The organism is Pseudomonas sp. NBRC 100443 (genome assembly GCF_030268185.1).
Lineage (GTDB): Bacteria > Pseudomonadota > Gammaproteobacteria > Pseudomonadales > Pseudomonadaceae > Pseudomonas > Pseudomonas citronellolis.
The window spans coordinates 1-14,972 of sequence record NZ_BSQE01000003.1 but is presented as its reverse complement, the minus strand read 5'-3'; the positions used below and the strand labels follow the sequence as shown (position 1 = coordinate 14,972).

General features: G+C 68.1%; 11 protein-coding genes. 3 read left to right on the top strand and 8 right to left on the bottom strand.

The window, feature by feature from the left end; translation table 11 throughout:
* Positions 1-59 precede the first annotated feature (59 nt).
* The gene (locus QSJ95_RS04280) at positions 60-953 is read left to right on the top strand and encodes a LysR substrate-binding domain-containing protein (protein ID WP_285640345.1); all 894 of its coding nucleotides are present in this window, start codon (positions 60-62) and stop codon (positions 951-953) included.
* A 291-nt stretch (positions 954-1,244) separates the two neighbouring features.
* Here QSJ95_RS04280 and QSJ95_RS04275 read toward each other — a convergent pair whose 3' ends face one another.
* The 3 genes from QSJ95_RS04275 to QSJ95_RS04265 all read right to left on the bottom strand — a co-directional run bounded on the left by QSJ95_RS04275 (position 1,245) and on the right by QSJ95_RS04265 (position 5,314).
* Complete coding sequence (locus tag QSJ95_RS04275; RefSeq protein ID WP_285640343.1) at positions 1,245-2,192, bottom strand: adenosine deaminase; 948 nt, start codon at positions 2,190-2,192, stop codon at positions 1,245-1,247.
* 93 nt (positions 2,193-2,285) lie between these two features.
* Complete coding sequence (locus tag QSJ95_RS04270) at positions 2,286-4,076, bottom strand: acyl-CoA dehydrogenase C-terminal domain-containing protein (RefSeq protein ID WP_285640341.1); 1,791 nt, start codon at positions 4,074-4,076, stop codon at positions 2,286-2,288.
* Positions 4,073-5,314, bottom strand: a complete 1,242-nt coding sequence (locus QSJ95_RS04265) for a 3-hydroxyacyl-CoA dehydrogenase (protein ID WP_285640340.1) — start codon at positions 5,312-5,314, stop codon at positions 4,073-4,075. Before QSJ95_RS04265 ends, QSJ95_RS04270 begins: the two co-directional genes overlap by 4 nt.
* A 109-nt stretch (positions 5,315-5,423) precedes the next feature.
* Here QSJ95_RS04265 and QSJ95_RS04260 point away from each other — a divergent pair, with 109 nt between their 5' ends.
* Positions 5,424-6,326: a LysR family transcriptional regulator gene (locus tag QSJ95_RS04260; RefSeq protein ID WP_009614975.1), complete on the top strand. Its 903-nt coding sequence runs from the start codon at positions 5,424-5,426 to the stop codon at positions 6,324-6,326.
* Positions 6,327-6,517: 191 nt separating this feature from the next.
* Here QSJ95_RS04260 and QSJ95_RS04255 read toward each other — a convergent pair whose 3' ends face one another.
* The 5 genes from QSJ95_RS04255 to hslO form a co-directional block, all read right to left on the bottom strand.
* Complete coding sequence (locus tag QSJ95_RS04255) at positions 6,518-7,120, bottom strand: nitroreductase family protein (RefSeq protein WP_009614974.1); 603 nt, start codon at positions 7,118-7,120, stop codon at positions 6,518-6,520.
* Between the two features lie 95 nt (positions 7,121-7,215).
* Positions 7,216-8,709 carry a flavin-containing monooxygenase gene (locus tag QSJ95_RS04250; protein WP_269961842.1) on the bottom strand — a complete coding sequence of 498 codons (1,494 nt, stop codon included), beginning with the start codon at positions 8,707-8,709 and terminating at the stop codon, positions 7,216-7,218.
* Positions 8,710-8,833: 124 nt separating this feature from the next.
* Positions 8,834-10,768, bottom strand: coding sequence for a RecQ family ATP-dependent DNA helicase (locus QSJ95_RS04245; RefSeq protein WP_285640336.1), 1,935 nt, complete (start codon positions 10,766-10,768; stop codon positions 8,834-8,836).
* A 393-nt stretch (positions 10,769-11,161) separates the two neighbouring features.
* The gene (locus QSJ95_RS04240) at positions 11,162-12,703 is read right to left on the bottom strand and encodes a phosphoenolpyruvate carboxykinase (RefSeq protein WP_009614971.1); all 1,542 of its coding nucleotides are present in this window, start codon (positions 12,701-12,703) and stop codon (positions 11,162-11,164) included.
* Between the two features lie 168 nt (positions 12,704-12,871).
* Entirely contained in the window at positions 12,872-13,765 is an 894-nt protein-coding gene (gene hslO / locus QSJ95_RS04235; protein ID WP_285640334.1) for an Hsp33 family molecular chaperone HslO, read from the bottom strand.
* Positions 13,766-13,873: 108 nt separating this feature from the next.
* Here hslO and QSJ95_RS04230 point away from each other — a divergent pair, with 108 nt between their 5' ends.
* On the top strand, positions 13,874-14,674 hold the full coding sequence (locus QSJ95_RS04230) for a phosphatase PAP2 family protein (RefSeq protein WP_285640332.1): 801 nt from the start codon (positions 13,874-13,876) through the stop codon (positions 14,672-14,674).
* Positions 14,675-14,972: the final 298 nt, after the last annotated feature.

Genomic DNA, 14,972 nt, shown 5'->3' with positions numbered 1-14,972 from the left:
TGCCGCATCGATACCGTCCAATGCTTGTTGAGAGCCCAATCGATTCCGGAAACGCATCGATGATCGAATTGCGCCAGCTGCGCTACTTCCTCGCCCTCGCCGAACACCTGCACTTCGGCCGCGCCGCCGAGGCCCTGCACCTGACCCAGCCGCCGCTGAGCCGGCAGATAGCCGCGCTGGAGGCCGAGCTGGGCACCCCGCTGTTCGCCCGCCACTCGCGCTCGGTGGAGCTGACCGCCGCCGGCCGCGAATTCCAGCAGCACTGCAAGAGCCTGCTCGCCGGCCTCGACCTGGCGGTGCGCTCGGCCCAGGCCAGCGCCCGCGGCGAGCGCGGCGAACTGCGCCTGAGCTTCACCATGGTCGCCGCCTGGACGCTGCTGCCGACCCTGCTCAAGCGCTACAGCGACGCTTATCCACAGGTGAAGGTGGTGCTCAACGAAGTATTGCCGCGCGACCTCGGCCCGGCGCTGGAAGCCGGCGAGGCCGACGTGGCCCTGACCTTCCCGGCCCACGGGAGCGGCCAGCTGCAATACCGCACGCTATTGCGCGAGCCGCTGTGCGCGGTGCTGCCCAGTGCGCACCCGCTAGCCACGAGCGCCCAGGTGGCGGCCGGGGCCCTGGCGGGGGAATCGTTCATCAGCTTCCCCCACAGCACCGCGCCGGCGCTGCACGAAGCGGTGATGCAATGCTGCCGGGACAGCGGCTTCGAACCGCGCATCCAGCTGGAGCCGCACCTGCAGCAGACCATCGTCAACCTGGTGGCCGAGGGCCTGGGCGTGGCCCTGGTGCCGGACTCGATGCGCAAGATGCAGCTGCCCGGTGCTGCGTTCGTGGCGCTGGAGGCATCGCCACTGGTGGACTATGGGGTGGCGTGGAGTCCGCATAACGACAACCCGTGCCTGGGGGCTTTTCTGCGGTGTGCGGGGGTCAACGACGGCACAGGCTCTTCGTAGGAGCGAGCTTGCTCGCGAACGGTGCTTGCTCGGGACTTTGGGTGTTGTGCGGTAGAGCACCCTCTCCCTAACCCTCTCCCTGAAGGGAGAGGGGACCGTTGGGCAGAAACGGGTATTACGGAGTTAGCCGGCAGCTCTGATGGTTTCCGGCTAAAGCCATGCTCATCTCGGCACGGACAAGCCCCCTCTCCCTTCAGGGAGAGGGCTGGGGAGAGGGGGCGGAGGTGACCTCACGCACAGCGTGGCCGGGAGGCACCGTTCGCGAGCAAGAACTAGGCGTCCCCCCCGCTCCTACACCAACCGCGCATCCAGGCTGTTCTGCGCCAACCGCTGCGCCTGCTCCTTGGTCATCCCCAGGTGCTCGTGCAACGCCTGGAAGTTCTCGCTCACATACCCCCCGAAGTAAGCCGGATCATCCGAGTTCACCGTCACCTTCACCCCGCGCTCCAGCATCGCCAGGATGTTGTGCTGGCCCATGTGCTCGAACACGCACAGCTTGGTGTTGGACAGCGGGCAGACGGTCAGCGGAATCTGCTCGTCGATGATGCGCTGCATCAGCCGCTCGTCCTCGATGGCGCGCACGCCGTGGTCGATGCGTTCGACCTTGAGCAGGTCCAGGGCTTCCCAGATGTATTGCGGCGGGCCTTCCTCGCCGGCGTGGGCCACGGTCAGCAGGCCCTCGGCGCGGGCGCGGTCGAACACGCGCTGGAACTTGCTCGGCGGGTGGCCCACTTCGGAGCTGTCCAGGCCCACGGCGACGAAGGCGTCGCGGAAGGGCATGGCCTGCTCCAGGGTCTTGAAGGCTTCTTCCTCGGACAGGTGACGGAGGAAGCTGAGGATCAGGCCGTGGCTGATGCCCAGCTGCTGCTCGCCGTCCTTCAGCGCGCCCTGGATGCCGCGCAACACCACCTCGAAGGGGATGCCGCGGTCGGTGTGGGTCTGCGGGTCGAAGAAGGGTTCGACGTGGATGACGTTCTGCGCCTTGCACTTGAGCAGGTAGGCCCAGGTCAGGTCGTAGAAGTCCTGCTCGCTGCGCAGCACGTCGGCGCCGGCGTAGTAGAGGTCGAGGAATTCCTGCAGGTTGTTGAAGGCGTAGGCCTTGCGCAGGATCTCGACGTCGGCCCAGGGCAGCTTCACCCGGTTGCGTTCGGCCAGGGCGAACAGCAGCTCGGGCTCCAGGGTCCCTTCCAGGTGCAGGTGCAGTTCGGCCTTGGGCAGGGCGTTGAGCCATTCGTACATGGGTGGTTTCTCGTCATCGGGCTGAATCGATGCAAGTTTAACCCGGCCCGCCATGGCGGCCACCCCGGGCGAGCCGGGGCGGCCGCCCGGCCATCAGAAGGCGAAGTGCGCCTCGTCCAGCGCCATCAGGCAGCCGGCGCCGCCCAGCAGGGCCTCGCGGTGCATGCTGGCGCGCGGCAGGATGCGCCGCAGGTAGAAGTCGGCGCTGGCCAGCTTGGCGCGGTAGAAGTCGCCCTCGCCGCTGCCCGCGTCCAGCGCCGCCTGGGCGGTACCGGCGGCGCGCAGCCAGAGCCCGGCGAGCAGCACGTAGGCGCTGTACTGCAGGTAGTCCACCGACATGGCGCCGATCTCCTGCGCATCGCGGCGGGTGGCGGCCAGCACGTCGGCGGTCAGCCCGCGCCATTCCTGGATGCGCTCGCGCACCACCGCGGCCATGGGCTCCAGCACGGCGTGGGTGGCCAGCGCGGTGCAGGTTTCCGCCAGGTCGGCCTGCAGCGCGGCCATCTCGGCGCCGCCGTCGCCCAGCAGCTTGCGGCGGATCAGGTCCAGCGCCTGGATGCCGTTGGTGCCTTCGTAGATCTGCGTGATGCGGCTGTCGCGCATCAGCTGCTCCATGCCCCATTCGCGGATGTAGCCATGGCCGCCGTAGACCTGCACGCCAAGGCTGGCGACTTCCTGGCCCATGTCGGTGAGGAAGGACTTCACCAGCGGGATCAGCAGCGCCGCGCGCTTGCCGGCGGCCTTGCGGCCCTCGGCCTCGGGGTGGCCATGCTCCAGGTCCAGCTCGCGGGCGCAGAGCGCGGCGAGCATGCGGCTGCCCTCGGTGAGGGTCTTCTGCGTCAGCAGCATGCGCCGCACGTCGGGGTGAACGATGATGGGGTCGGCGGCCTTCTGCGGCTGCGCGGGGCCGGTCAGGGCACGCGATTGCAGGCGCTCGCGGGCGTAGCTCAAGGCGCCCTGGAAGCTGCGCTCGGCGATGCCCAGGCCCTGCAGGCCGACCTGGAAGCGCGCGTCGTTCATCATGGTGAACATGCAGGCCAGGCCCTGGTTGGCCTCGCCCAGCAGCCAGCCGCTGGCGCCGTCGAAGTTCATCACGCAGGTGGAGGCGCCCTTGATGCCCATCTTGTGCTCGATGGCACCGCAGCTCAGTGCGTTGCGTGCACCGGGCGTACCGTCGGGGTTGGCGATGAACTTGGGCACCAGGAACAGGCTGATGCCCTTCACCCCGGCGGGGGCGTTCGGCAGGCGCGCCAACACCAGGTGGACGATGTTCTCCGACAGGTCCTGCTCGCCGCCGCTGATGAAAATCTTGCTGCCGCTGACCGCGTAGCTGCCATCGGCGCGCGGCTCGGCGCGGGTGCGCAGCAGCGCCAGGTCGGTGCCGGCCTGGGGCTCGGTGAGGCACATGGTGCCGGTCCACACGCCGCTGACCATCTTCGCCAGGTAGTCGCGCTGCAGCTCGGCGCTGCCGTGCTTGTACAGCGCCAGCACAGCGCCCTCGGTGAGCCCGGAATAGACGCGGAAGGACAGCGAGGCGGCCATCAGCATCTCGTGGAAGTTCGCCGCCACCAGCTGCGGGAAGCCTTGGCCGCCGAACTCGAGCGGGCCGGTCATGCTCGCCCAGCCGTTGTCGCAGTACTGCCTGTAGGCCTCGCGGAAGCCGTCGGGGGTGGTCACCGCGCCGTCGTGGAGGGTCGCGCCCTGCTCGTCGCTGTTGCGGTTCAGCGGCGCCACCACCTCGCCGGTGTAGCGCGCGCCCTCTTCCAGCACGCCGTCGATCAGCTCGCGGTCCAGGCCGTTGCCCAGCAGCGCGCAGTGGTCGGTCGCGTCGAAGAGTTCGTGGAGGACGAAGCGCATGTCGCGCAGGGGCGCCTGGTAGCTCATGCGTGGTGCTCCTTGTGGATATCGGCGAAACGCCCGCCGCTGGCGGCCAGGCGCTCGATCAGCGCGGCCGGCTGCCAGTGCGCGCCGTGCTGCCCGGCGAGGTCGCGCAGGCGCGCGAGGATGCTCGGCAGGCCCTGGGCGTCGGCCCAGGCCATGGGGCCGCCCTTGTCGGCGGGGAAGCCGTAGCCGTTGAGGTAGACGGTGTCGATGTCGGCGCTGCGGCTGGCGATGCCTTCGTCGAGGATCTTCGCGCCTTCGTTGACCAGCGCCAGCAGGCAGCGCTCGAGGATTTCCTCCGGGCCGATGTCGCGGCGCGCGTAGCCCAGGCGTTCGGATTCGCGCAGCACCAGGGCGTCGACCTCGGGGTCGTGCTCGGCCTGGCGGCTGCCGGGTTCGTAGTGGTAGAAGCCGTTGCCGCTCTTCTGGCCGAAGCGGCCCATCTCGCACAGGCGGTTGTCCACCTGCACGGTGGGCGCGTCCTGGCCCTTGCCGGCCAGCTCGCGGGCGCGCCATTCGAGGTCGATGCCGACCACGTCGAACATGCGGAACGGGCCCATGGCGAAGCCGAAGCCCTGCAGCGCGGCGTCCACCCGGTAGGGCAGCGAGCCTTCGAGGATCAGCCGGCGCGACTCCTGCACGTACTTCTCCAGCATGCGGTTGCCGATGAAGCCGTGGCAGTTGCCGGCCACCACGCTGACCTTGCCCATGCGCCGGCCCAGTTCCAGGGCGGCTTCCAGCACGGTGGGCGCGGTTTTCGCGCCGCGCACGATCTCCAGCAGCTTCATGATGTGCGCCGGGCTGAAGAAGTGCAGGCCGAGCACCTGCGACGGACGCTGGGTCACGGCGGCGATGGCGTCGACGTCGAGGTAGGAGGTGTTGCTGGCGAGGATCGCCGCGGGCTTCAGCGCCGCGTCCAGCTCGCGGAAGATCGCCTGCTTGAGTTCCAGGTTCTCGTAGACCGCCTCGATCACCAGGTCCGCTTCGCGGATCGCTGTGTAGTTGTCCACAGGCGAGATGCGCGCACGCCGGGCCGCCGCCTCGGCCTCGTCGATCCGCCCCTGGCGCACGTTGTGGGCGTAGGTGTCGGCCACCGCGCCCTGGGCCTGCAGCAGCATCTGCGGATTGTTGTCCAGCCACTGCACCTGCACGCCGGCGTTGGCCAGGCACATGACGATGCCGCGGCCCATGGTGCCGGCGCCTATCACCGCAGCGCTGCGAATCGGGGGAGTCTGGCTCATGGTCTTCCTCTTGTTATCAAACGGGCGTTCGAGCAAAAAAGTGACAGTCACCTTAGGGAAGATCGGATTATTTTTGAAATTTAGTCTTGTGATGCGCAGTATTTAGCTAATGAATATAAATACCTTCGACCTGAACCTGCTGCGTGTCTTCGACGCCTTGTTGCGCGAGCGCAGCGTTTCCCGCGCCGCCGAGCGCCTGGCCCTGAGCCAGCCGGCGGTGAGCAACGCCCTGGGCCGCCTGCGCGAGTTGCTCGACGACCCCTTGCTGGTGCGCATCGGCCGCAGCATGCAGCCCACGCCGCGGGCCCTGGAGCTGGAGGCGCCGATCCGCGAGTCGCTGCAGCGCATCCTCCACAGCCTCAGCGGCACCGAGCGCTTCGACCCGGCGCGCAGCCGCCAGCGCTTCACCCTGGCGCTGACCGACTACGCCGAGTTGCTGTGCATGCCGGCGCTGCTGCAGCGCCTGGGCACGGAGGCGCCGGGCGTGGCCCTGGACGTGCGCCACCTGGCCCCGAGCCTGCCGGTGGAGGCGCTGGACAAGGGCCACCTGGACCTGGTGCTGGGCCGCTTCGAGGACATCCCGGCGCGCTTCGCCCGCCGCCCCTGGGCCAGCGAGACGCTGCGCCTGCTGGCGCGCCGCGGGCATCCGCGGGTGAACGGCCCGCTGGACCTCGACGGCTTCCTGAACGAGCGCCACCTGTGGGTGTCCGGCGGGCAGACCAAGGGCATGGTCGACCAGTGGCTGGCCAGCCAGGGCCTGAAGCGGCAGATCGCCTACGTCACCCCCAACTACCTGCAGGCCGCGCAACTGGTGGCCGGCACCGACCTGCTGACGGTGCTGCCGACGCGCCTGGCCGAATACTTCGCCAGGCTGCTGCCGCTGCAGGTGCTGGAGCTGCCCTTCGACGTCGGGCAGTTCCACCTGGAGCTGGTGTACCTGGCCCAGCGCGAGCGCGACGTGGCGTTGCAGTGGCTGCTGGGGCGGATGCAGGAGGCGGCGCCGAGGCCGTAGGCCCTGCGCCGAGATGCTTTTCGTAGGATGGGTTGAGCTTGCGAAACCCATGCGGTCACGGTGATGGGTATCGCTTCGCTCAACCCATCCTACGGGTGCCTCCTGGAACCGTACCGTCCGCGAGGCGTCCCCCTCGCCCCCACGAAAAGCAGAACGCGCCCGAGGGCGCGTTCATTGGCCATCGGCAAACCTCAGAACCGATCGCGAATCACCACCTCGTCCAGCGCCAGCTTGCCCACCCGCGGCTTGGGCGCCACGGCCTGCTTGCCGACGGCGACCATCAGGCCGATCACGTGGTTCTCCGGCAGGTTGATCAGCTTGGCCACGGCGTCGAAGTCGAAGCCGTCCATGGGGCAGGAATCCAGGCCCTTGCCGCGGGCGGCGAGCATCAGCGTCTGGGCCATCAGGCCGCAGCTGCGCATGGTCTCGTCGCGCTGCACCTGGGGCTTACCGCGGTAGTAGGTGTCGATGGCGCCGGCCATGTAGTCCTGCACCTCCTGGGGCGCGCCTTCCCAGACGCGGCGGGCGTTCTTCTCCCAGCTGTCGAGCTGGGCGCAGACCACCACCAGCATCGAGGCGTCGGTCACCTGGGCCTGGCCCCAGGCCACTTCGCGGATGTGCGCGCGCAGTTGCGCGTCGCTGACCTCGACCAGGCGCACGTGCTGCAGGTTGAAGGCCGAGGGCGCGAGCATGGCCAGCTGCAGCAGCTCGTCCTTCTCTTCGCGGCTGAGAGTGAAGGCCGGGTCGTAGCCCTTGACCGCGCGGCGGCTGCGGATGGCTTCGTCGATATGCATGGGGACTCCTTTCGTTGACGGCGAAAAATGCCCGCCATGGTAAACCGCCCGGGCGCAGGCTTGCCGCGGTTTTCCCGATAGGAATCATCGAATCGCTACACTGCCTGCAACGAGGCCTCGTCGCCCTGCCGGGAGCGCGGCGAGGTGAAGGTCAGGTAGCCGTCCTCCACCTTGCCGTGGCGCAGCAGCGCCAGGTCCAGGGCGTAGTTCTGGTAGAGCTTCCAGGGCGTGCGGTCGCCCTGCTTGGGCATCTTGTCGGCGGCGCGCTGGATGTAGCCGGAGTTGAGGTTGAGGAAGGGCTCCTCCTTCACCTGGCCGGCGCCGGCGCGCGGCGTGCACTGGCGCATGCCGATGGCATCCATGTGGTTGATCAGGCGGCAGAAGTACTCGCTGGAGAGGTCCGCCTTGAGCGTCCAGCTGGCGTTGGTGTAGCCGACCACCGCGGCCAGGTTGGGCAAATCGCGCAGCATGATGCCGCGGTAGCCCATGCTCTGGTTGACCTGGAACGGCTTGCCGTCCACCGCCAGCTCCGCGCCGCCGAACATCACCAGGTCCAGGCCGGTGGCGGTGACGATGACGTCGGCCTCCAGCACCTGCCCGGACTTCAGGCGGATGCCCTTGTCGCAGAAGCTGTCGATGTGCTCGGTGACCACCGAGGCCTTGCCCTTGCGCAGCGCCTTGAACAGGTCGCCGTCGGGCACGCAGCACACGCGCTCGTCCCACGGCTTGTAGCGCGGGCTGAAGTGGCGCATGTCGAAGTCCTTGCCCAGTTGGTGCCTGGCCAGCCCCAGCAGGGCCTTGCGCGCCAGGTTGGGGAAGGTCTTGGCGAACAGGAAGAAAACCATCTGCATGGTCACGTTGCGCGCCCGCGCCTGGCGGTACACCCAGGTCTCGGGGAGGAAGCGGCGCAGGAAGTTGGAGATCGGGTCCTTCTGCGGCAGGCTGATCACGTAGGACGGCGAGCGCTGCAGCATGGTGACGTGGCGCGCCTTGTCGGTCAGCGAGGGCACCAGGGTCACGGCGGTGGCGCCGCTGCCGATGACCACCACGCGCTTGTCGGCGTAGTCGAAGCCTTCCGGCCACAGCTGCGGGTGGATGATCTGCCCGCGGAAACTGTCGCGGCCCTTGAATTCCGGAGTGTAGCCGGCCTCGTAGCGGTAGTAGCCGGTGCACATCAGCAGGAACTGCGCGCTCATGCGCACAGGTTCCGGCTCGTCGCCGCGCTGCACGGTCAGCAGCCAGCGCGCGCTGTCGCTGTTCCAGTCGGCCTTGAGCACGCGGTGGCGGTAGCGGATCTTGCGGTCGATGCCGTTTTCCTGCGCGGTCTCTTCGATGTAGTGGCGGATCGAGGGGCCGTCGGCGATGGCCTTGGCGTCGGTCCAGGGCTTGAAGTTGTAGCCCAGGGTGTACATGTCCGAGTCGGAGCGGATGCCCGGGTAGCGGAACAGGTCCCAGGTGCCGCCCATGGCCTCGCGGCCCTCGAGCAGGGCGAAGGTCTTGCCCGGGCAGTGCTTCATCAGGTGGTAGGCGGCGCCGATACCGGACAGGCCGGCGCCGACGATCAGGACATCCAGGTGCTCGACAGACATGGGGGCTCCTCGGCCGGTGGCGGACAACGCCTTGCTGAGTCTAGGAGGAATTTCCTCCCCCGTACCCTACAAGGGCCGCCGCCGGCCGGCGCCCCACCCTAGGATGGGTGGAGCCGCCGCGGCGTTACCCTTGCGCCAGCTGCGCCATCACCCAGGCGCGCACCTGGGCGTAGGGGTAGTCCTCCAGCGCCGCGTAGCCCGGCAGCGTGCGCGCCCGCAGGCGGGTGAAGGCCGGCACGCTGATGCCGCAGAGGAAGCGCGTCACGCAGTCGGCGCTGGGCGGCATGCCGCGGGCGCCCTGGTACTTGTCGAGGAAGGCGGCGCAGCGGCTCTGCAGCGTCTGCCCGTCCAGCGGCGGCAGGGCCGGCGGCTCCGGCAGGTGGGCGACGCGGCCGGCGCAGACCGAGCAGTGCCCGCAGTGCTCCGGCGCCCGCGCGTCGCCGAAGTAGCGGGCCAGGCGCCGGCTCAGGCACTGGTCGCTGGCAAACAGCTCCAGCATGGCGCCGATGCGCGCGATCTCGCTGGCCTCGTGGCGCTTGAAGTAGGCGTACAGCTCGTCGCTGAGCGCATCCATGTCGAAGCCCGCCTCGCGCACCGCGTAGACCTCGGTCATCTGCTTGCTTTCCAGCTCGATCCAGCCGCGCTCCTGGAAGTAGTCCAGGGCCTTGACCACCCGCGCGCGCTCGGCGCCGTGGCGCTGGTAGAGGGCGTCGAAGTCGAGGGTCGACCAGGTGCGCGCCCGCGCCGAGGTACTGAGGATGGCCTCGACGAACTGCCGCCGCTCGCCTTCGAAGTGGCCCAGCAGGGCATCCGGCTCGATGAGGTTCTTGAAGCGGTACTCGGCGAAGTAGGCGAAGCGCGGGGCGATGATGCCGCGCAGCTCCAGCTGCACCAGCAGCGTCTTGAGCGGCAGTTGGCGGATGTTCGACTGGTCCGACAGCGCGGTCAGCATCAGCTCCCACTGGCCGTTGGGCGCCGCGGCGATTTCCGCCAGCACGCTGCGGATGCCCTCGCGCTCGGGGGTGTCGCCGTAGACGAAGTTCTCCAGCACGCTGAGGCTGTCGCGGTTGGCCAGCACCAGGCAGTCCGAGGGCTGGCCGTCGCGCCCGGCGCGGCCGATCTCCTGGCTGTAGTTCTCCACCGACTTGGGCAGGTCGAAGTGCACCACGTTGCGGATGTCGCTCTTGTCGATGCCCATGCCGAAGGCGATGGTCGCGACAATGCAGTTCAGCGCGCCGGCCATGAAGCGCTGCTGGATGGCCTCGCGCTCGGCGTGGTCCATGCCGGCGTGGTAGGCGCGGGCCGGGATGCCGCGCTCGGAAAGGTGCGCGGCGATGTCCTCGGCGGTCTTCTGCTGGGTCACGTAGACGATGCTCGGCTGCCCGGGCCGCGCGCCCAGCCACTCCACCAGGCGGGCGCGCTTGGCGGCGCTGGCCACCGGCTCCACCTGCAGGTTCAGGTTGGCGCGGTAGAAGCCGGTGGTGACCACGTCGGCCTCGGCGATGGCGAACTTGGCGCGCATGTCGGCGATCACCGCCGGCGTCGCGGTGGCGGTCAGCAGCAGCACCTGGGGGATGCGGAACTGTTTCTGGTAGGCCGGCAGCTTCAGGTAGTCGGGGCGGAAGTTGTGGCCCCACTCGGAGATGCAGTGGGCCTCGTCGACCACCAGCAGGGAGATCGGCACTTCGCCGATGAAGTTGCGGAAGCGTTCGTTCTTCAGGCGCTCCACGGAAATCATCAGCACCTTCAGCTCGCCGCTGCGGGCGCGGGCCATGGTCTGCGCCACCTGCTCGCGGCTCTGCGCCGAGTCGATGCTGGCGGCGGCGATGCCGTGGCGGGCGAGGAAGGCCAGCTGGTCCTGCATCAGCGCGATCAGCGGCGACACCACCAGGGTCAGGTGCGGCAGCAGCAGCGCCGGAAGCTGGTAGCACAGCGACTTGCCCGAGCCGGTGGGGAAGATCGCCGCCGCCGAGCGCCCGGCCAGCACGGCGCTGACCGCCGCCTCCTGGCCGGGGCGGAACTGGCGGAAGCCGAAGACGCGTTCGAGGGTGTCGTGCATGCGGGTATCTCCCTTACCGGTCATGGGTGGAAACGCCATGCTAGGGGCAGCCATTGTAGGAGCGAGCTTGCTCGCGAACGAGCCGATTCCGGTTCAGCGGAAAGTACGCTCCTAAGGTAGCCCCATAGGCGCGGACCTTGTCCGCGATCGCGGATAAGATCCGCTCCTACGCTGCCCCACCCACGCCATTCCCCTGTAGGAGCGCGCCCTGCGCGCGAATCGCGGGCAGGGCCCGCTCCTACAGGTTGCCGGGAAGCACGGTATTCCTCCCTCGTAGGAGCGGATCTTATCCGCGAAGCGCGCCAATACGCCCGGCTATCGCGGACAAGCTCCCACAGGGGCCGGCCAATGAAAAAGCCGCCCGGAGGCGGCTCTTTCGGCGAACGGGCGCGCTTACAGCTGCGGGCCGGCGTTCTTGATGGCTTCGCTCACTTCGAACTTCTTGAAGTTCTCGATGAACTTGCTGGCCAGGCCCTTGGCGGCTTCGTCGTAGGCGGCCTTGTCAGCCCAGGTGTTGCGCGGGTTGAGCAGGTTGGTCTCGACGCCCGGGACGGCCTTGGGCACGTCCAGGTTGATGATGTCCAGGTGCTCGGTCTCGGCGCCGACCAGCGCGCCGCTCTGGATGGCAGCGATCACGCCACGGGTGGTCGGGATGTTGAAGCGCTTGCCGACGCCGTAGCCACCGCCGGTCCAGCCGGTGTTGACCAGGTACACCTTGGAGCCGAAGGCCTTGATGCGCTTGATCAGCAGCTCGGCATAGACGCCGGCCGGGCGCGGGAAGAAGGGCGCGCCGAAGCAGGTGGAGAAGGTCGACTTGATGCCGCCGCCCGAACCCATTTCGGTGGAACCGACCAGCGCGGTGTAGCCGGAGAGGAAGTGGTAGGCCGCCTGCTCGTTGTTCAGAATCGACACCGGCGGCAGTACGCCGGTCAGGTCGCAGGTCAGGAAGATCACCGCGTTGGGCTCGCCGCCCAGGTTGGCTTCCGAACGCTTCTCGACGTGCTCCAGCGGGTAGGCCGCGCGGGAGTTCTGGGTCAGGCGGTCGTCGGCGTAGTCCGGGACGCGCGCGTCGTCGAGAACCACGTTCTCCAGCACGGCGCCGAACTTGATGGCCTTCCAGATGACCGGCTCGTTCTTCTCGGACAGGTCGATGCACTTGGCGTAGCAGCCGCCTTCGATGTTGAAGACGACGCCTTCGCCCCAGCCGTGCTCGTCGTCACCGATCAGGTAACGGCTTTCGTCGGCCGACAGGGTGGTCTTGCCAGTGCCGGACAGGCCGAAGAACAGGGTCACGTCGCCCGCTTCGCCGATGTTGGCGGCGCAGTGCATCGGCAGCACGTCCTTCTCCGGCAGCAGGTAGTTCTGCACCGAGAACATGGCCTTCTTCATTTCACCGGCGTAGCGCATGCCGGCGATCAGCACTTTCTTCTGGGCGAAGTTGAGGATGACGCAGCCGTCGGAATTGGTGCCGTCGCGCTCGGGCACGCACTCGAAGTTGGCCACGTTCAGCACCTGCCACTCGTCGCGGCCGGCCGGGTTGTAGGTTTCCGGGTTGATGAACAGCTGACGGCCGAACAGGTTCTGCCAGGCGGTGGCGGTGGTCATCTTGACCGGCAGGTAGTGATCGGCGGCCGAACCTACATGCACGTGGGAAACGAAGTGGTCCTGGGCGTCGTTGAAGGCCTGGACGCGCTCCCAGAGGGCGTCGAACTTGTCGGCCGGGAACGGGCGGTTGATCGCGCCCCAGGCGATGGAGTCCTTGCTGCCGGGCTCTTCGACGATGAAGCGGTCGGCAGGCGAGCGGCCGGTGCGGTGGCCGGTTTCCACCACCAGCGAGCCGTTGTCGGCCAGGCGACCTTCGCCGCGGCGAATGGCTTCCTCGACCAGTTGGGCAACGCTGATATCGGTGTACACGGCTTTGTTGGCTTGCGTCATGTGGGTCCCCATCGGCCGGAGCCGAGTCCTCCAAACATTGCGTAGTGACTTCTAATTCCCACTACAGCGGAAAAAAGTCGCGGGATTATGCCAGAAAAGAACGGTTCTCGTGCAGCCTCTGATCCGGCGAGGGCGTCAATGGTTCGGCTATCGCCCCGATAGCGCCGATCAATGGCGGGTTTGTGACGGCGCCGCGCTGCCGCCGCCGGCGAACAGTTGGGCGATGTCGCTGCCGTCGAAGGCGTAGCGCTGGTTGCAGAACTGGCAGTCGACGGTGATCTCGCCGCCCAGCTCGCCCAGCAGGCGCTCGGCGTCTTCCTTGCCGAGGCTGACCAGGGCGTTGGCCGAGCGCTCCCGCGAGCAGCTGCAGCGGAACACCAGCGGCTGCGGCTCGAACAGGCGCACCGCTTCCTCGTGGTACAGGCGGTGCAGCAGGGTCTCGTTGTCCAGGCCCAGCAGTTCCTCGACGTTGAGGGTGTCGGCCAGGGTGGTCAGGTGCTGCCAGCTGGCCTCGCGGACCTCGGCGTCCTTCAGGCGGTCGGCCGGCAGTTGCTGCAGCAGCAGGCCGCGGGCGTGGCGGCCGTCGGCGCCCAGCCAGAAGCGCGTGGGCAACTGCTCGGAGGTGGCGAAGTAGGACGACAGGCAGTCCGCCAGGCAGGCGCCCTCCAGCGGCACTATGCCCTGGTAGCGCTGGCCGTTCTTCGGGTCCACGGTCATGGTCAGCACGCCGTCGGGCATCAGGTCGAGCAGGCCGGCGCTGTCGCGGATGGCCTCGGCGTCGTAGCGGGCCAGGCCGCGCACTTCGCGGTCGCTGGAGCATTCCACCATGAGCAGCGGCACGGCGCCGCTGGAGCGCGCCTGCAGCACCAGCAGGCCGTCGAACTTCAGGGTGCCGCACAGCAGCGCCGCGGCGGCGAGCATCTCGCCGAGCAACTGGGCCACCGGCTGCGGGTAGGGGTGCTTGGCCAGCACTTCGGCGAAACTGCGTTCGAGCGCCACCATTTCACCGCGAACGTCGGTGTTGTCGAAGAGGAAACGCTGACTTTGATCGATCTGGGACATGCTGGGCACAACGCTGGCTAAGGCACAAATACATGACAAGCTGATGGCAAAGGCCTATAAAGCGCGCTTTGCGACAGCCGCCCGGTTCAGTAAGGGGGAATCGATTCTATGGAGAAAGCTTCGCCGTTCCAAGCCACCTGGTCGTGGCGCCCGTTCATCGCCTGCCATGCGCTGGCCCTGGTCCTGCTGCTGCTCTGGCTGTGGACGCCGACCCGCACCGCCATCGACTTCTTCGACTTCAGCCTGTTCCACGCCCTCAACACGCCGCTGGCGACCAACGAGGCCTGGCGCAACGTCTGGGCGGTGGCCAGCACCCGGCCGTTCGACATTCTGGTCGGGGTCATCCTGCTCCTGCTGCTGATCCGCGGCGACTGGATCTTCAAGGCCGGCCAGGTGCGCGCCGCGACCTTCGGCATGGTGGTGACCATGGTGGTGCTGATGATCGTCCGCACCCTCTATGCCAAGATCGCCCACCACCTGGGCTGGCAGCACGCCAGCATCTCGGCCATCGCCCCGGACGCCGTGCGCCTGGAAGACTTCTTCCGCAGCTGGCAGGACACCCTCTTCGAAGTGAAGGACGAGTCGGCGCGCAGCTTCCCCGGCGACCACGCCTCGGTGCTGCTGGTGTGGGCGCTGTTCCTCAGCCTGTTCGCCCGCAACGCCGTGCAGTGGCTGGTGGTCTGGGCCCTGGCCCTGCTGTTCATGCTGCCGCGCCTGGTGGCCGGCGCCCACTGGGGCCAGGACGACTATATAGGCGGCGTGCAGATGGCCCTGCTGGCCCTGGCCTGGAGCTGCTTCACCCCGTTCGCCGCCTGGGCCAGCGCCGGCCTGGTGCGCCTGAGCGAGCCGCTGTTCGCCCTGCTGGCGAAGGTGCCGCTGCTCAACCGCCTGAGCGTGATCGCCGCCTGAGGCGCATTCCGGAACCCCCGTCACGGCGGTAATGCTGTTCACTTAAGCGATATGTGGCGGTTCAGCGAAGGTGCACCAGCCTGGCCTCGCTCCCTCACCCCAGCCCTCTCCCAAAGGGAGAGGGGGCTGTTCGGAGCGTGCGGGGAGTTCGGCGTCATCCCGGAACGCCTGCCTCCTCTCGTCATTCCCGAGAACGCGAACCCTGGGTTCGCGAGCAAGCTCGCTCCTACGAAAAGCCAAAGCGCATTCGCTCTGGCTTTTGGACTTCCAGAGAAATACCCGAGCGCACCGGAACGCC

What these genes read in the sequence shown, in the direction of transcription:
- QSJ95_RS04280 (WP_285640345.1), top strand. Translation starts at nt 60, where the DNA reads ATGATCGAATTGCGCCAGCTGCGCTACTTCCTCGCCCTCGCCGAACAC.
- QSJ95_RS04275 (WP_285640343.1), bottom strand. Translation starts at nt 2,192, where the DNA reads ATGTACGAATGGCTCAACGCCCTGCCCAAGGCCGAACTGCACCTGCAC.
- QSJ95_RS04270 (WP_285640341.1), bottom strand. Translation starts at nt 4,076, where the DNA reads ATGAGCTACCAGGCGCCCCTGCGCGACATGCGCTTCGTCCTCCACGAA.
- QSJ95_RS04265 (WP_285640340.1), bottom strand. Translation starts at nt 5,314, where the DNA reads ATGAGCCAGACTCCCCCGATTCGCAGCGCTGCGGTGATAGGCGCCGGC.
- QSJ95_RS04260 (WP_009614975.1), top strand. Translation starts at nt 5,424, where the DNA reads ATGAATATAAATACCTTCGACCTGAACCTGCTGCGTGTCTTCGACGCC.
- QSJ95_RS04255 (WP_009614974.1), bottom strand. Translation starts at nt 7,120, where the DNA reads ATGCATATCGACGAAGCCATCCGCAGCCGCCGCGCGGTCAAGGGCTAC.
- QSJ95_RS04250 (WP_269961842.1), bottom strand. Translation starts at nt 8,709, where the DNA reads ATGTCTGTCGAGCACCTGGATGTCCTGATCGTCGGCGCCGGCCTGTCC.
- QSJ95_RS04245 (WP_285640336.1), bottom strand. Translation starts at nt 10,768, where the DNA reads ATGCACGACACCCTCGAACGCGTCTTCGGCTTCCGCCAGTTCCGCCCC.
- QSJ95_RS04240 (WP_009614971.1), bottom strand. Translation starts at nt 12,703, where the DNA reads ATGACGCAAGCCAACAAAGCCGTGTACACCGATATCAGCGTTGCCCAA.
- hslO (WP_285640334.1), bottom strand. Translation starts at nt 13,765, where the DNA reads ATGTCCCAGATCGATCAAAGTCAGCGTTTCCTCTTCGACAACACCGAC.
- QSJ95_RS04230 (WP_285640332.1), top strand. Translation starts at nt 13,874, where the DNA reads ATGGAGAAAGCTTCGCCGTTCCAAGCCACCTGGTCGTGGCGCCCGTTC.